Source organism: Klebsiella sp. 141203 (genome assembly GCF_032601985.1).
Taxonomy (GTDB): domain Bacteria; phylum Pseudomonadota; class Gammaproteobacteria; order Enterobacterales; family Enterobacteriaceae; genus Klebsiella; species Klebsiella aerogenes.
Genome location: NZ_JAQIRL010000003.1, coordinates 394853 through 410591, shown reverse-complemented (window position 1 = coordinate 410591; position 15739 = coordinate 394853). Strand labels below are relative to the sequence as shown.

The following is a 15739-nucleotide window of genomic DNA, read 5'->3' as shown; positions in this document are numbered from 1 at the left end:
CCTCATTATGCCTTAAGAGGCCGCCTTTCTGGTACACTGGGCGCAATTCACGGCAAGAATTGAGACGTTTACGCGATGAATATAGGTCTTTTTTACGGCTCCAGTACCTGCTACACCGAAATGGCCGCGGAAAAAATCCGCGATATCATCGGCCCCGAGCTGGTGACGCTGCATAATCTGAAAGATGACTCCCCCGCGCTGATGAGCCAGTACGATGTGCTGATCCTCGGCATCCCGACCTGGGATTTCGGCGAAATTCAGGAAGACTGGGAAGCGGTCTGGGAACAGCTCGACGCCTTAGATCTGAATGGCAAAATCGTCGCGCTGTACGGCATGGGCGATCAGCTTGGTTACGGCGAATGGTTCCTTGACGCACTGGGGATGCTGCACGATAAGCTGGCGACCAAAGGCGTGAAGTTTGTCGGCTACTGGCCAACCGAGGGCTATGAGTTCACCAGCCCGAAACCGGTTATCGCCGATGGCCAATTGTTCGTCGGCCTGGCGCTGGATGAAACCAATCAATACGACCTGAGCGATGAGCGCATCCAGAACTGGTGCGAGCAGATCCTCGGCGAAATGGCGGAGCACTTCGCCTGATCCTGAGTTAGTCGTGCGCCGGCTTTTGCAGCACCAGCCGGCGCAAATCCCGCCATTCCCCCGCATCCATGCTATCCGCCGCCACCCACAAATGCTGGCTACGGCCGGTTTCCGCATGCTTCAGGCGCAGCAGCATCCCGCTGCTGATAACCCATGGCGTCCCGACGATATCCCATTCCGTTTTTTGCCACCGTAAACGGGAATCGATCAACAGCTTAATTTCTCCCTGACAGGCGTGGATCCGCCGCTGGCTGCGCACGCAGTCAAACACCACCAGCGATAGCAACAGGAGCCAAATCGGGGTGTAGCTTAACGGCCAGGGCATGAGCAGCACTATCGCCGCCACCACCCCGTGCAGCAGCAGCGAGAACCACTGCGAACGCCAGGAAATACGTAAATCAGATTGCCACAGGACCACGTTCCCGATTCCGAGTCTGGATTAAATTAATCATCCGTTGTAATTGTGCATCTGCCGGCTTGCCGTGATTCATCAGCCAGTTAAACAGATCCGGATCATCGTTCTCCAGCAAACGGATGAACAGACGCTTATCGTCATCGCTGAGCGTGTCGTACTCATACTCGAAAAACGGCATGATGGAGATATCGAGTTCGCGCATACCGCGGCGGCATGCCCAGTGGATGCGAGCTTTGTTGTTAATGTCCATGTTGTCCTTCCAGCATCAAGATATAGCTTAGTTTAACCCTTTTTAGGCACTTACTTTACAGTAATATCGCCTTGTGCGAGCAGCATTCCATAAAAGCCCAACATCCGGTTGGCTATTCACCGCATCCGGAGGGCACAAATGGCTTGCCGAAAGCGCTTGCATTGCACCATAGCTCTTTTACCATTAGTCATTCACTCTGCGTTAAGCTATTCAGGATATGACTATGGCTTTTACACCTTTTCCTCCGCGTCAGCCTTCTTCTTCCGCTCGTCTGCCGTTAACGCTGATGACGCTGGATGATTGGGCGCTGGCGACGATTACCGGTCCGGATGGCGAGAAGTATCTGCAGGGGCAGATCACCGCCGATGTCAGCCATTTAAACGCCGATCGGCATCTGCTTGCCGCGCACTGTGATGCCAAAGGCAAAATGTGGAGCAACCTGCGCGTCTTCCACCGCGACGGTGGTTTCGCGTGGATTGAGCGCCGCAGCCTGCGCGAAGCGCAGCTGACCGAACTGAAAAAATATGCCGTCTTCTCCAAAGTCACCATCGCCGCAAACGACGATCTGGTCCTGCTGGGCGTTGCCGGTTTCCAGGCGCGCGCCGCGCTGGCGCCGCTGTTCGCCGCGCTGCCGGATGCCGGTAAACCGGTGGTCACCGAAGGCGTGACCAGCCTGCTGTGGTTTGAACACCCTGCCGAACGCTTCCTGCTGGTGACCGATGCCGACACCGCCAACCGGGTGACGGACGCGCTGCGCGGCGAAGCGCAACTTAACAACAGTCAGCAGTGGCTGGCGCTGAACATCGAGGCCGGTCTGCCGGTTATCGACAGCGTAAACAGCGCGCAGTTCATTCCGCAGGCGACCAACCTGCAGGCGTTGGGCGGTATCAGCTTCAAGAAAGGCTGCTACACCGGCCAGGAAATGGTCGCCCGGGCGAAATTCCGCGGCGCCAATAAACGCGCGTTGTGGACGCTGGCGGGTACCGCCAGCCGGGTGCCGGAAGCCGGGGAAGATCTGGAGCTGAAAATGGGCGACAACTGGCGCCGCACCGGTACGGTGCTGGCAGCCGTACAGTTGGATGACGGAAGCCTGATGGTCCAGGTAGTGATGAATAACGATATGGAACCGGACAGCGTGTTCCGCGTGCGTGACGATGCCGGCAGCCTGAGCATCAAGCCATTGCCGTATTCGCTGGAAGAAGATTAAGGAACAGTTCCCGGCTTGCGGCGCTTGCGCCTCAGCCGGGCTACCAGGCCGCAGAATATTGTAGCCACGGTAAGCGCAGCGCCACCGTGGAAGTTTGATCAGGACTGGCCGACGTAAAGATAAATCGCCAGGAAATGACACACGCTGCCGCCGAGCACGAAACCGTGCCAGATAGCGTGGTTATAAGGAATACGTTTACAGACGTAGAAGATGACCCCCAGCGAGTACACCACCCCGCCAACCGCCAGCAACGTTACGCCGCCCACCGCCAGCTTCACCGCCAGTTGATAGACTACGATAAGCGACAGCCAGCCCATCGTCAGATAGGTCACCAGCGACAAAATTTTAAAGCGGTGCGCGATAGTCAGCTTAAACAGGATCCCCAGTAGCGCCAGGCTCCAGATGACAATCATCAACCCCTTTGCCAGCGGCGAATTCAATCCCACCAGCAAAAATGGCGTGTAGGTTCCGGCAATCAGCAAGTAGATGGCGCAGTGGTCGAATTTCTTCAGCCACTGTTTCGCCCGCTGATGCGGGATAGCGTGATAGAGCGTGGAAGCGAGGAACAGCATAATCATACTGCCGCCGTACAGGCTGTAGCTGGTGATCGCCGTCGCGCTGGCGTTCGTGTCTACCGCCTGCACCAGCAGCAACACAAGGCCGACAATACCGAACACCAGCCCGATCCCGTGACTGATGCTGTTGGCAACTTCCTCTGCCAGAGAATATCCCTGAGTGATTAATGGTTTGCGAACCATATTTTGACTCCGTGAAAACAAGAACGCTTTCATTGCCCACTTAGGTTAACTGAGAATGATTCCAGTGAACACCTGTTAGCTAAAATAAAACGATGTATATTTGTAAACACATTAAAATCATAGTGTTACAACAATATTTCAACTAACAGTTGTGCTGGTTTTATTTAAAGACGTTTGAATTCAATAACATAAAACCGATCTTCCGCAGGATAGATTTCATTGATGACCTGCCGCAGTTGTTCGAGGGTCATATTCTCCTGTTGAGCATGCTGTTCAGTTAGCGTGTCGAGGGTCACCGTCGAGGTCGCGGTAACGGCGATAGTGCAGAAGTAGCCGTCATCTTCATAGCGTCCGACGCGCAGCACGTCACCGGGCTTAAAGTGCGACTCCGCCGCATCGCGAATGGTGATCGTTTTGCGCCCGGCGAGGATGTCGTCCTGAAAACGCTGAAAAAAGGTAATGTCATTAGCCTGCATGATATAATTCCGTCCTGGTCTTTATGAATTGTGAGTTCGCCACTGTGAGTATGTTCTCCCACGCCGCTGTCGCTAGTCTCAATAATCTTGAGATGATGGTCTACCACTACGTCATTAAGAATCGTGACAAAGTGATGTACATGACTATTCGCGAACTGGCCGAGGCCGCCGGGGTCTCCACCACCACCGTGTTGCGCTTCTGCCGCAAACTGCAGTGCGAGGGCTACTCTGAATTTCGCGTACGTTTTAAATTATATCTTGAGCAGAATGAGCCTCAACAGGCAAATATCGGCGCCAGCGAAATAATGAGCTTTTTTAAAAGCGTCAATAATGACGAGTTCGATCAATTGCTCGAACAGGCCGTCGATATTATTCTCTCCTCCGAACGTATTATTTTCGTCGGCGCCGGTACCTCTGGCGCACTGGCGAAATATGGCGCTCGCTTCTTTTCCAACGTCGGGAAATTCAGCAACCATATTGACGATCCTTATTTCCCGGTCACCAATGACATGGCCCGCAATGCGCTGGCGATTGTGCTTTCCGTCTCCGGCGAAACCGAAGAGATTCTTCGCTTTGCCAGCCAGTTCAGTCTGCATCACTGCAAGGTGATGTCGATTACCAGCCATGAGCATTCGCGGCTGGCAAAACTGGCTGATTTCAATCTCTCCTGGCACGTGCCGCAAACGCGCATCGGCGGCGTTTACGATATTACAACGCAGATCCCGGTGATATATATTCTCGAAACCCTGGGGCGTAAATTAGCGCGCAAAATCGGCTAAAAATAACAGCCTGTTTTTCCGATGTAACATATTACCTTTAGCGGAATTTGTTATATCGTGACATTCAATTTCGCTTTGCTAGACTCAATCGCAATAGTTATTCATAGAGATTAGCAAAGATGAAAAAATTGACTCTTCCAAAAGACTTTTTGTGGGGCGGCGCTGTCGCCGCGCATCAGGTTGAAGGCGGCTGGAATAAAGGCGGCAAAGGCCCCAGCATCTGCGACGTTTTAACCGGCGGGGCGCACGGCGTGCCGCGCGAAATCACCCAACAGGTCGAGGCAGGTAAATATTACCCTAATCATGAAGCGGTTGATTTTTACGGCCACTACAAAGAAGACATCAAACTGTTCGCCGAGATGGGTTTCAAATGCTTCCGCACCTCTATTGCCTGGACCCGCATCTTCCCGCAGGGCGACGAAACTCAGCCGAATGAAGAAGGGTTGAAATTCTACGATGACATGTTTGATGAACTGCTGAAGTACAACATCGAGCCGGTGATCACCCTTTCCCACTTTGAAATGCCGCTGCATCTGGTCCAGCATTATGGCGGTTGGACCAACCGTAAAGTGGTCGATTTCTTTGTGCGCTTCGCCGAAGTCGTCTTTGAGCGCTATAAGCACAAAGTGAAATACTGGATGACCTTTAACGAGATCAATAACCAGCGTAACTGGCGCGCGCCGCTGTTCGGCTACTGCTGTTCCGGCGTGGTCTATACCGAGCATGAAAACCCGGAAGAGACCATGTACCAGGTGCTGCATCACCAGTTCGTCGCCAGCGCGCTGGCGGTGAAAGCGGCGCGGCGCATCAACCCGGAAATGCAGGTCGGCTGCATGCTGGCAATGGTCGCCCTCTACCCTTACTCCTGCAAACCGGAAGATGTCATGTTTGCCCAGGAGTCGATGCGCGAACGCTATGTCTTTACCGATGTCCAGCTGCGCGGTTACTACCCGAGCTATGTGTTGAATGAATGGGAACGCCGCGGCTTCAACATCAAGATGGAAGACGGCGACGCGCAGATCCTGCGTGAAGGCACCTGCGCCTATCTCGGCTTCAGCTACTACATGACCAACGCGGTGAAAGCCGAAGGCGGCACCGGCGATGCCATTTCCGGCTTCGAAGGTAGCGTGCCGAACCCGCACGTTAAAGCCTCCGACTGGGGCTGGCAGATTGACCCGGTTGGCCTGCGCTACGCCCTGTGCGAACTGTATGAGCGCTACCAGAAGCCGCTGTTTATCGTGGAAAACGGCTTTGGCGCCTACGACAAAGTAGAAGCCGACGGCAGCATCAACGATGACTACCGCATCGATTATCTGCGCGCCCACGTCGAAGAGATGATAAAAGCGGTGACTTATGACGGCGTTGATCTGATGGGTTATACCCCATGGGGCTGCATCGACTGCGTCTCCTTCACCACCGGCCAGTACAGCAAACGCTACGGCTTCATCTACGTCAATAAACACGACGACGGCACCGGCGACATGTCCCGCTCGCGCAAGAAGAGCTTTAACTGGTACAAAGAAGTCATCGCCAGCAACGGCGAGAATCTGTAATTAACCGCCCTCTCCCGGCCGGGAGGGGGCAAATCACTTATCCGCCAGACACTTCTTTACAGCTTTACCATTGCTAAAACGCGTTCGCCCGATAAGATAGGCCTCGTGAATATTTGAGGCGACCATGATTAAGCGACAACGCAAAGCCATTCTTCTTGTACTCCTTGCCTGCCTGGTGGTGCTGATCTGCACCGCCCAGAGAATGGCGGGGATGCATGCGTTGGTGATGAACGTCACGGCCGCCAGCCAATCCGCTCAACCTGGCCCAGATAATGCCGAGGCGCCGGTTTCCCCCTGCGAACTCAGCGCCAAGTCGCTGATGGCCGTTCCGCCGATGCTGTTTGAAGGGGCGCTATTAGCGATCGCTCTGCTGCTGGCGGTGCTGGCGGCCATCCCGCCGCGCATCGAGCGAATCTGGCCTCCCCGCGTCATTTCACCTCCCCGATTGCGGGTGCATCTACGATTATGCGTCTTCCGTGAGTGATTAATTCTCCTGACAGCTCAGGTTAATTTATTACTTACGGAGAAAATTTATGTTTATGGTATTCAGGCGACTGCTGGTCTGCCTGCTTTGGCTATGGCTGCCCGTCAGCCAGGCCGCCGATAGCGGCTGGCTGCATGTCGCCGACAATCAACACGCCAGCGTGCGCCTGCGGGCGCAAAGCGAAAGCAATGGCGACACCCGCCTGCTTTTAGACGTAGCGCTGGAAAAGGGCTGGAAAACCTACTGGCGTTCGCCGGGCGAAGGCGGCATCGCGCCGGCTATCACCTGGCGCACGCCGCTGGAGGTGAACTGGCGCTGGCCGACGCCGCAACGCTTCGACGTCGCGGGTATTTCCACTCAGGGGTATCACGGCGACGTTAGCTTCCCGATGACCCTGCGCGGCCAAATACCGCCGACGCTTAGCGGCGTACTGACGCTCTCTACCTGCAGCAATGTCTGTATTCTCACTGACTACCCCTTTTCGCTGGATATGACGGCTCCGGCGGGGGAGCAATTTAATTACGATTTCACCCGCGCGATGGGCACGCTGCCCCTGCGCGACGGTCTCACCTCGGCGCTTAGCGCCAGCTACGTCAGCGGTAAGCTGACGGTAACCGCCCGCCGCGATGCCGGTTGGCAGCAGCCAGCGCTGTTTATTGACAGCATGGAGGATGTCGATTTCGGCAAGCCGAGTTTTACCAGCCGCGGCGATACGTTGACTGCCACCGTACCGGTCACCGATAGCTGGGGCGAAGCGGCGCCGGAACTCAGCGGTAAGACGCTGTCGCTGGTGCTGGCCGATAGCGGTCAGGCGCAGGAAAGCCAAATCGCCATCGCCGCCGGCAGCGCCGCGCCGGGGCTGGCGTTAGGCTGGGTGCTGCTGATGGCGCTGGCCGGCGGGCTAATCCTCAATGTAATGCCGTGCGTGCTGCCGGTGCTGGCGATGAAACTCGGCTCGCTGGTGCAAACCGAACGTCGCGAACGCGGCGCGGTGCGGCGGCAGTTCCTCGCCTCGGTATGCGGGATCGTCGTCTCCTTCCTGGCGCTGGCGCTGATGATGACCGCGCTACGCTTAGGCAATCAGGCGCTCGGCTGGGGGATCCAGTTCCAGAACCCGTGGTTTATCGGCGCGATGGCGCTGGTGATGGTGCTGTTCAGCGCCAGTTTATTAGGGCTGTTCGAAATCCGTCTCTCCTCCAGCGCCAGTACCTTCCTCGCCACCCGCGGCGGCAACGGCTTAATGGGCCATTTCTGGCAGGGCGCCTTCGCCACCCTGCTGGCGACGCCCTGTACCGCGCCGTTCCTCGGTACCGCCGTTTCGGTGGCGCTAGTGGCGCCGCTGCCGCTGTTGTGGGGGATTTTCTTCGCCATGGGGATCGGCATGAGCCTGCCGTGGCTGCTTATCGTCGCCTGGCCGGGTCTGGCGCAACGACTTCCACGTCCAGGCCGCTGGATGAATCATCTGCGGGTGGTGCTGGGGTTGATGATGCTTGGCTCAGCGCTATGGCTGGTCAGCCTGTTGACGATCCACATCGGCCGTACGCCGGTGCTTACCCTGCTGGTGATTCTGGCCATCGTCCTGCTCCTGGCCACCGTCTGGCGCTACCGCTGGCGTACGGCGCTGCGAGCGGGCGCTCTGGCCATCGTGGTAGCGGGCGCCGTCGCCTTTGTCGCACAACAGGACGGCCAGGGCCCGCGTCGCGACCGGGTTAACTGGCAGCCGCTCAGCGAGCAGGCTATCGCTAACGCCCTGGCGGAGCATAAACGGGTATTTATTGATGTCACCGCCGACTGGTGCGTGACCTGTAAAGCCAATAAATACAACGTGCTGCTGCGCGACGACGTCCAGCAGGCGCTATCAGAACCAGACTTGGTCGCCTTACGTGGCGACTGGAGCCGCCCCTCCGCCGACATTAGTCAGTTTTTAACCGCTCGCGGCAGCGCCGCGGTGCCGTTTAACCAGATTTACGGACCGGGATTGCCGCAGGGACAGATTCTGCCTGCGCTGTTAGACCGCGAACAACTTCTCGCCACCCTGTCCGCCGCTAAAGGAAAATAACATGAGAGCTATCACCGCCTTATTGCTGCTGTGCGTATCGGCCTTCAGCTTCGCCGCCCCGGAGGAAGAACCACAATCGAACGGTAATGACCAGTTAGCCCAACTGCTGTTTAACGATCCGAATAGCCCGCGCACCGGCGCGAAAGCGCCGAAGCTCACGATCGTCTCGTTTACCGATTACAACTGCCCTTACTGCAAACAGTTTGATCCGATGCTGGAAAAAATCGTCCACGATAATCCGGACATCCAGCTCATCGTTAAGCTGCTGCCGTTTAAAGGGCAGAGTTCGGTGAATGCCGCTAAAGCCGCGCTCTCCACCTGGCGTCAGCAGCCCGATAAATTCTGGGCGCTGCATCAGCGGCTGATGGCGAAAAAAGGCTATCACGATGACGCCAGCATCGCCGCCGCGCAGAAGAAAACCGCCACCGATAGCGTGAATATTGATGACAAAACCATGGATTCGCTGAAGATGAACCTGATTTTGTCGCAGGTGCTGAATATTCAGGGCACCCCGGCGACCATCATCGGCGATCAGATGGTCGCCGGCGCGATCCCTGCTGAAGACCTGGAGGGGCTGGTGAAAGAGCAGCTGGCGAAAGCCCGTGGCCAGTAAACTCAGGCGCTGGCTACGCGAGCTGGCGGTGTGGCTGCTGATTGGCGCGGCGGTGAGCCTGGCGGTGGATTATTTTCGCCAGCCCACGCTGCCGCAAAACTTCAGCGCCACATCGCTGCAGACACGCGACGGCAGAACGCTGGATCTGAACGCCATGAGCCAGCAAAAGCCGCTGCTGCTGTACGTCTGGGCGACCTGGTGCGGAGTCTGTCGCTATACCACACCGTCGGTGGCATCGCTTGCCGCCGATGGCGGCAATGTGCTGACGGTAGCCCTGCGTTCCGGCGATAACGCCGCGCTGGAGAAGTGGCTGACCAGGAAGAAAATGGCGCTGCCGACGGTAAATGATCCGAGCGGCCAGCTGGCCCGGCAGTGGGATATCCAGGTGACGCCAACGCTGGTGTTCATTTCTCAAGGCGAGGTGAAGTCGGTTACCACCGGCTGGACCAGCAGTTGGGGAATGCGCCTTAGGCTATGGCTGGCCTCCTGGTAGACCGTCGGGTTACCCGGCTCGCGTTGTTGGGTAGCCCGGATAAGGCGTAGCCGCTATCCGGGAAGGTTTCCCCGGCTCGCGCTGCGCTCAGCCGGGCTAGGATACGCATCGTTGGGTAGCCCGGATAAGGCGTAGCCGCCATCCGGGAAGGTTTCCCCGGCTCGCGCTGCGTTCAGCCGGGCTACGGATACGCATCGTTGGGTAGCCCGGATAAGGCGTAGCCGCCATCCGGGAAGGTTTCCCCGGCTCGCGCTGCGCTCAGCCGGGCTACGGGTACGTATTGTTGGGTAGCCCGGATAAGGCGTAGCCGCCATCCGGGAAGGTTTCCCCGGCTCGCGCTGCGCCGCCGGGCTATTGAACGATGGCCAGGGTTATTTACCACCCGCCAGTTCGAGGAAGCTACCCGTCACATACGACGCTTTGTCGCTCAGCAGCCAGGCAATGGCCTGAGCGACCTCTTCCGGCTGGCCGCCGCGCTGCATCGGTAGCGAACTTTTCACCCGGTCCACGCGTCCCGGTTCGCCGCCGGAGGCGTGCATCTCGGTATAAATCAGCCCCGGACGCACGCCGTTTACCCGAATCCCCTGCGCCGCCACTTCCAGCGCCAGCCCGGTGGTCAGGGTATCTACCGCCCCTTTCGACGCGGCATAGTCAACGTACTCTCCCGGCGCGCCAAGGCGCGACGCCGCCGACGAAACGTTAACTATCGCCCCGCCCTTGCCACCATGCCGATGCGACATGCGCTTGACCGCCTCGCGACAGCAAAGAAAGTATCCGGTGACGTTGGTGGCCAGCACGCGGTTAATACGCTCGGCGCTCAGGCTCTCCACCGTACATTGGGTAAACAGGATCCCGGCGTTGTTGACCAACGCCGTCAGCGGTTCGCCCATGCGGTCAACCGCCTCAAACATCGCCATCACCTGCGCTTCATCGCTGATATCCGCCCGCAGCGCCGTGGCTTTGCCGCCAGATTCAACAATGGTATTGACCACTTCGGTGGCGGCTTTAATGTTGTGATGATAATTAACCGCGACGGTATACCCTTCCTGCGCCAACAGCAGCGCCGTCGCCCGGCCTATGCCGCGGCTCGCGCCGCTAATCAGAGCTATCGCCATACCTTCTCTCCAAAAAAATAAAGGCGCCGCAGCGCCTTTAAAAGTTTAGCTAATTCACCACTTACTGGTATTCGCTCATCGGGACGCAGGAGCAGAACAGGTTACGGTCGCCGTAGACATCGTCCAGGCGTTTTACCGTCGGCCAGTACTTGTTGTGCAACCCAGCCGGGAATACCGCCAGCTCGCGGCTGTACGGATGGTTCCACTCGCCAACCAGCTCGCCCTGGGTGTGCGGCGCGTTCACCAGCGGGTTATCTTCCAGCGGCCATTCACCGGCTTTAACGCGATCGATTTCCGCGCGGATCGCCAGCATGGCGTCAATAAAGCGGTCCAGCTCTACCTTGCTTTCAGATTCTGTCGGCTCAACCATCAGCGTCCCGGCAACCGGGAAGGACATGGTCGGCGCATGGAAACCGAAGTCGATCAGGCGCTTAGCAATATCCAACTCGCTTATGCCGGTCTCTTCTTTCAGCGGACGAATATCGAGAATACATTCGTGCGCCACGCGACCATCGCGGCCGGTATACAGCACCGGGTAGGCATCTTTCAGCCGGGTAGCGATATAGTTAGCGTTGAGAATCGCGTTCTGGCTCGCCTGCTTCAGCCCTTCCGCGCCCATCATGCGGATATACATCCAGCTGATCGGCAGGATAGAGGCGCTGCCGAACGGCGCGGCGGAAACCGCGCCCTGACGGGTCAGCATGCCTTCAATCTGTACCACGCTGTGGCCCGGTACAAACGGCGCCAGGTGCGCTTTCACGCCGATAGGGCCCATACCTGGGCCGCCGCCGCCGTGCGGAATGCAGAAGGTTTTATGCAGGTTGAGGTGTGAAACGTCAGCGCCGATAAAGCCCGGAGAAGTGATCCCAACCTGGGCGTTCATATTGGCGCCGTCGAGGTAAACCTGACCGCCGAACTGATGCACTATCTCGCACACTTCACGGATGGTCTCTTCATACACGCCGTGGGTCGACGGATAGGTGACCATGATGCAGGAGAGATTCGCCCCCGCCTGCTCTGCTTTTTCACGCAGATCGGTAAGATCGATGTTGCCGTTTTTGTCGCAGGCAACGACCACCACCTGCATACCCGCCATCTGCGCGGAAGCCGGGTTAGTGCCGTGCGCGGAGCTTGGGATCAGGCAGATATCGCGATGGCCTTCGTTGCGGCTCTCGTGATAGTGGCGAATCGCCAGCAGGCCAGCATACTCGCCCTGCGCGCCGGAGTTCGGCTGCATACAGACGGCGTCATAGCCGGTCAATTTAACCAGCCAGTCAGAAAGCTGGGCGATCATCTGATGATAACCTTCCGCCTGCTCGACCGGGCAGAACGGGTGCAGCTCGGCAAATTCCGGCCAGGTGATCGGGATCATCTCCGCCGCGGCGTTCAGTTTCATGGTGCAGGATCCCAGAGGGATCATCGCCTGGTTCAGCGCCAGATCTTTACGCTCCAGCGCGTGCATGTAGCGCATCATCTCGGTTTCGCTATGGTAGCGGTTAAACACCGGATGGGTGAGGATCGCATCGTCGCGCAGCATCGCCGCCGGGATCGAACGGCTATCCAGCGCCACGTCTTTATCCAGGGTATCGATATCCAGACCGTGATCGTCGCCGACGATGGCGCGGAACAGGTTCAGCACATCTTCGCGGGTGGTCGCTTCATCGAGCGTAATGCCAACCGCGCCGTGAATATCGCTACGCAGGTTAATCTGCAGCGCTTCGGCACGCGCCAGCACCGCGGCTTTATCCGCCACTTCGACGCAAAGGGTGTCGAAGTAGTGCGCATGGCGCAGCTTCAGCCCTTTCTTCTGCAGGCCGTCGGCCAGAATGTCGGTCAGGCGATGAATGCGGCCAGCGATACGTTTCAGGCCCGCCGGGCCGTGGAAAACCGCGTACAGGCTGGCGATGTTGGCCAGCAGAACCTGCGAGGTACAAATGTTGGAGTTCGCTTTTTCGCGGCGGATATGCTGCTCGCGAGTCTGCATCGCCATGCGCAGCGCGGTATTACCCGCCGCATCTTTCGATACGCCGATAATACGGCCCGGCATGGAGCGTTTGAATTCATCTTTCGCCGCGAAGAAGGCCGCGTGCGGGCCGCCATAGCCCATCGGCACGCCGAAGCGTTGAGCGGAACCGAAGACAATATCGGCGCCCTGCTTGCCCGGCGCCGTCAGCAGCACCAGCGCCATAAAGTCAGCGGCGACGCTGACAATCACTTTGCGTGCTTTCAGCTCGGCGATAAGTTTACTGTAATCGTGGATTTCACCGGTGGTGCCAACCTGCTGCAGCAGCACGCCAAAGACATCCTGGTGATCGAGCACTTTGTCGGCGTCATCGACAATCACGTCGAAGCCAAAGGTTTCCGCGCGGGTGCGAACCACATCCAGCGTTTGTGGATGAACGTCGGCGGCAACGAAGAAGCGGTTGGCGTTCTTCAGTTTGCTCACGCGTTTAGCCATCGCCATCGCTTCGGCGGCGGCGGTGGCTTCATCAAGCAGCGAAGCGGAAGCGATATCCAGCCCGGTCAGATCCAGCGTCACCTGCTGGAAGTTCAGCAGTGATTCCAGACGGCCCTGGGATACTTCCGGCTGGTAAGGGGTATAGGCGGTATACCAGCCCGGGTTTTCCAGCATGTTGCGCTGAATGACTGGCGGCAGTTGCACGGCGGTGTAGCCCATGCCGATGTAAGACTTGAAGCGCTTGTTGCGACCGGCGATCGCCTTCAGCTCCGCCAGCGCGGCGAATTCGGTAGTCGCGTCGCCCACCTGTGGTGGGGTCGCCAGCTGGATATCCTGCGGCACAATCTGGCCAATCAGGGCGTTAAGCGAATCCGCGCCGACGGTCTTCAGCATCTCTTGCTGCTGCTGAGCGTCCGAGCCAATGTGACGTTCAATAAAGGCGTCGCGGTTTTCAAGCTGACTTAAAGTCTGAGTCATGAGCGATGGTTCCTGAAACGTGCGGTGAATGTGTTTTCTCCCTCTCCCTTAGGGAGAGGGCTGGGGTGAGGGTATTATCGGTTCCCCTCACCCTTCCCTCTCCCCACAGGGGAGAGGGTAAAGGCTTATTCGTCTTCTAACAGAGCTTCATAGGCGGTCGCATCCAGCAGCGCGGCAACCTGCGCTTCGTCGCTGGCTTTAATTTTGAAGATCCAGCCGTCGGCATACGGGTCGCTGTTGACCAGTTCCGGAGAGTCGTTCAGCTCTTCGTTGACGGCAACGATTTCACCGCTAATCGGCGCGTAGATATCAGAAGCCGCTTTCACAGATTCGGCAACGGCGCAATCGGCGCCCGCTTCAACGGTGGCGCCCACTTCCGGCAGGTCAACGAAAACCATGTCGCCAAGCAGCTCCTGCGCGTGCTCGGTGATCCCAACGGTATAGGTACCGTCCGCTTCTTTACGCAGCCACTCGTGTTCTTTGCTGTATTTCAGTTCTGCTGGTACGTTGCTCATCAATTCATCTCCAAAAAAGGGAAATCACACAATGGCTTTGCCATTGCGTACAAAACCAGGTTTAGTCACTTTTACCGGCATTTCACGGTTACGAATTTGCACCACCGCGGTTTCGCCAATCCCGGCCGGTACGCGAGCCAGCGCGATGCTGTAGCCCAGCGTCGGCGAGAAGGTGCCGCTGGTGATAATGCCTTCTTTTTGATTACCGTCGCTATCGGTAAAACGTACCGGCAGGCCGCCGCGCAGGACGCCTTTCTCGGTCATCACCAGGCCAACCAGCTGCTCGGTGCCTTTTTCGCGCTGCATTTCCAGCGCTTCGCGGCCGATGAATTTACGATCGGCGGGCTCCCAGGCGATAGTCCAGCCCATGTTCGCCGCCAGCGGCGAGACGCCTTCATCCATCTCCTGGCCATACAGGTTCATCCCGGCTTCCAGGCGCAGAGTATCGCGCGCGCCAAGACCACACGGCTTAACGCCGGCGTCCAGCAGACCGCGCCAGAAATCCGCCGCCTGCTCGTTCGGCATAGCGATTTCATAACCCGCTTCGCCGGTATAACCGGTGGTGGCGATAAACAGGTCGCCGGCCTGTACGCCGAAGAACGGCTTCATGCCTTCCACGGCCTGGCGCTGAGCGTCGGTGAACAGCGTCGCCGCCTTCGCTTTCGCCTGCGGACCCTGCACCGCGATCAGCGACAGATCGTCGCGAACGGTGATTTCAAGACCGTAAGGTTCGGCTTGTTCGGAAATCCAGGCGAGGTCTTTTTCACGAGTGGCGGAGTTAACAACGAGGCGGAAATAATCTTCAGAAAGGAAATAAACAATCAGGTCATCGATGACGCCGGCGGAAGCGGTTAGCATGCCGGTGTAGAGCGCTTTGCCTGGGGTGGTAAGCTTCGCCACATCGTTTGCCAGCAAATAGCGCAAGAACTCTCTGATCCGGCTGCCGTGGAAATCGACGATGGTCATATGCGACACATCGAACATCCCTGCATCGCCGCGCACCGCGTGGTGCTCATCAATCTGGGACCCGTAATGCAGCGGCATCATCCAGCCATGGAAATCCACCATGCGAGCGCCGCACAGCGTGTGTTGTTCATACAACGGAGTCTGTTGAGCCATCTTTTCCTCATCGAATAAAACGGAACCAGCCACGATATTGTCGGCGATTTTGCGCCACGAAATCCGGCGACGGCACCGCTTACGGACACCGACGCAAACGTTCTCTTTTGCCTGAACTTACCACCGAACCCGGTGCTAAACCATAAGGTAAATCAGGACATCACATTAGCTTATGACCAAAGCGCGCCGGAAAGCCTACAGAGTTATTGACTGGAAAAAAGCGATTTATGCCACATAAAATTAACATGATGAGCCAACCAGTCAGGTGATGATGGTGTTTTATGCGATTTTACGGGCCTAATTTCTTTAACAAAAAAAAGAGCGCATTAATAAAACTAATGCGAAATAAGAGGTGAAATTAGAATATTTCA

Annotated in this window: 16 protein-coding genes; 8 read left to right on the top strand and 8 right to left on the bottom strand. The window is 57.4% G+C overall.

Annotated elements, in window-relative coordinates; genetic code table 11:
* The first annotated feature begins 75 nt into the window (after window positions 1-75).
* Window positions 76-597 carry a flavodoxin FldB gene (gene fldB, locus PGR29_RS14535; RefSeq protein WP_015369793.1) on the top strand — a complete coding sequence of 174 codons (522 nt, stop codon included), beginning with the start codon at window positions 76-78 and terminating at the stop codon, window positions 595-597.
* A gap of 7 nt (window positions 598-604) precedes the next feature.
* Here the strand turns inward: fldB and PGR29_RS14530 are convergent, their stop codons facing one another.
* Both PGR29_RS14530 and sdhE read right to left on the bottom strand, forming a co-directional pair.
* The gene (locus PGR29_RS14530; protein WP_015369792.1) at window positions 605-1015 is read right to left on the bottom strand and encodes a protein YgfX; all 411 of its coding nucleotides are present in this window, start codon (window positions 1013-1015) and stop codon (window positions 605-607) included.
* Window positions 996-1262 (bottom strand): FAD assembly factor SdhE, encoded by a 267-nt coding sequence (gene sdhE, locus PGR29_RS14525; protein ID WP_015369791.1) that lies wholly within the window; start codon window positions 1260-1262, stop codon window positions 996-998. Before sdhE ends, PGR29_RS14530 begins: the two co-directional genes overlap by 20 nt.
* 223 nt (window positions 1263-1485) lie before the next feature.
* On the opposite strand from sdhE, the gene ygfZ reads away from it, so the two are divergent.
* Window positions 1486-2469, top strand: coding sequence for a tRNA-modifying protein YgfZ (gene ygfZ / locus PGR29_RS14520; RefSeq protein ID WP_316424749.1), 984 nt, complete (start codon window positions 1486-1488; stop codon window positions 2467-2469).
* A gap of 98 nt (window positions 2470-2567) precedes the next feature.
* Here ygfZ and trhA read toward each other — a convergent pair whose 3' ends face one another.
* The gene (trhA, locus tag PGR29_RS14515) at window positions 2568-3227 is read right to left on the bottom strand and encodes a PAQR family membrane homeostasis protein TrhA (RefSeq protein ID WP_008806429.1); all 660 of its coding nucleotides are present in this window, start codon (window positions 3225-3227) and stop codon (window positions 2568-2570) included.
* Between the two features lie 164 nt (window positions 3228-3391).
* Window positions 3392-3703, bottom strand: coding sequence for a N(4)-acetylcytidine aminohydrolase (yqfB, locus tag PGR29_RS14510; protein WP_316424748.1), 312 nt, complete (start codon window positions 3701-3703; stop codon window positions 3392-3394).
* Between the two features lie 50 nt (window positions 3704-3753).
* Between yqfB and PGR29_RS14505 the strand changes: the two genes are divergently transcribed.
* The 6 genes from PGR29_RS14505 to PGR29_RS14480 all read left to right on the top strand — a co-directional run bounded on the left by PGR29_RS14505 (window position 3754) and on the right by PGR29_RS14480 (window position 9684).
* Window positions 3754-4482 carry a MurR/RpiR family transcriptional regulator gene (locus tag PGR29_RS14505; RefSeq protein ID WP_087859751.1) on the top strand — a complete coding sequence of 243 codons (729 nt, stop codon included), beginning with the start codon at window positions 3754-3756 and terminating at the stop codon, window positions 4480-4482.
* Between the two features lie 119 nt (window positions 4483-4601).
* Entirely contained in the window at window positions 4602-6035 is a 1434-nt protein-coding gene (gene bglA, locus PGR29_RS14500; protein WP_087859752.1) for a 6-phospho-beta-glucosidase BglA, read from the top strand.
* A 124-nt stretch (window positions 6036-6159) separates the two neighbouring features.
* Window positions 6160-6519, top strand: coding sequence for a copper resistance protein (locus PGR29_RS14495; protein ID WP_015369786.1), 360 nt, complete (start codon window positions 6160-6162; stop codon window positions 6517-6519).
* A gap of 49 nt (window positions 6520-6568) precedes the next feature.
* Window positions 6569-8578: a protein-disulfide reductase DsbD family protein gene (locus PGR29_RS14490; RefSeq protein ID WP_087859753.1), complete on the top strand. Its 2010-nt coding sequence runs from the start codon at window positions 6569-6571 to the stop codon at window positions 8576-8578.
* Between the two features lies 1 nt (window position 8579).
* Window positions 8580-9191 carry a DsbA family protein gene (locus PGR29_RS14485; protein WP_087859754.1) on the top strand — a complete coding sequence of 204 codons (612 nt, stop codon included), beginning with the start codon at window positions 8580-8582 and terminating at the stop codon, window positions 9189-9191.
* Window positions 9181-9684, top strand: a complete 504-nt coding sequence (locus PGR29_RS14480; protein WP_316424747.1) for a protein disulfide oxidoreductase — start codon at window positions 9181-9183, stop codon at window positions 9682-9684. The genes PGR29_RS14485 and PGR29_RS14480 overlap by 11 nt, the downstream gene beginning before the upstream one ends.
* Before the next feature lie 371 nt (window positions 9685-10055).
* On the opposite strand, the gene PGR29_RS14475 is transcribed toward PGR29_RS14480, so the two are convergent.
* The 4 genes from PGR29_RS14475 to gcvT form a co-directional block, all read right to left on the bottom strand.
* On the bottom strand, window positions 10056-10799 hold the full coding sequence (locus tag PGR29_RS14475; protein ID WP_087859756.1) for an SDR family oxidoreductase: 744 nt from the start codon (window positions 10797-10799) through the stop codon (window positions 10056-10058).
* A 61-nt stretch (window positions 10800-10860) separates the two neighbouring features.
* On the bottom strand, window positions 10861-13734 hold the full coding sequence (gene gcvP, locus PGR29_RS14470) for an aminomethyl-transferring glycine dehydrogenase (protein ID WP_316424746.1): 2874 nt from the start codon (window positions 13732-13734) through the stop codon (window positions 10861-10863).
* Window positions 13735-13859: 125 nt separating this feature from the next.
* Window positions 13860-14249 (bottom strand): glycine cleavage system protein GcvH, encoded by a 390-nt coding sequence (gcvH, locus tag PGR29_RS14465; protein ID WP_015703428.1) that lies wholly within the window; start codon window positions 14247-14249, stop codon window positions 13860-13862.
* Between the two features lie 24 nt (window positions 14250-14273).
* Window positions 14274-15368 carry a glycine cleavage system aminomethyltransferase GcvT gene (gcvT, locus tag PGR29_RS14460; RefSeq protein WP_316424745.1) on the bottom strand — a complete coding sequence of 365 codons (1095 nt, stop codon included), beginning with the start codon at window positions 15366-15368 and terminating at the stop codon, window positions 14274-14276.
* Window positions 15369-15739 lie beyond the last annotated feature (371 nt).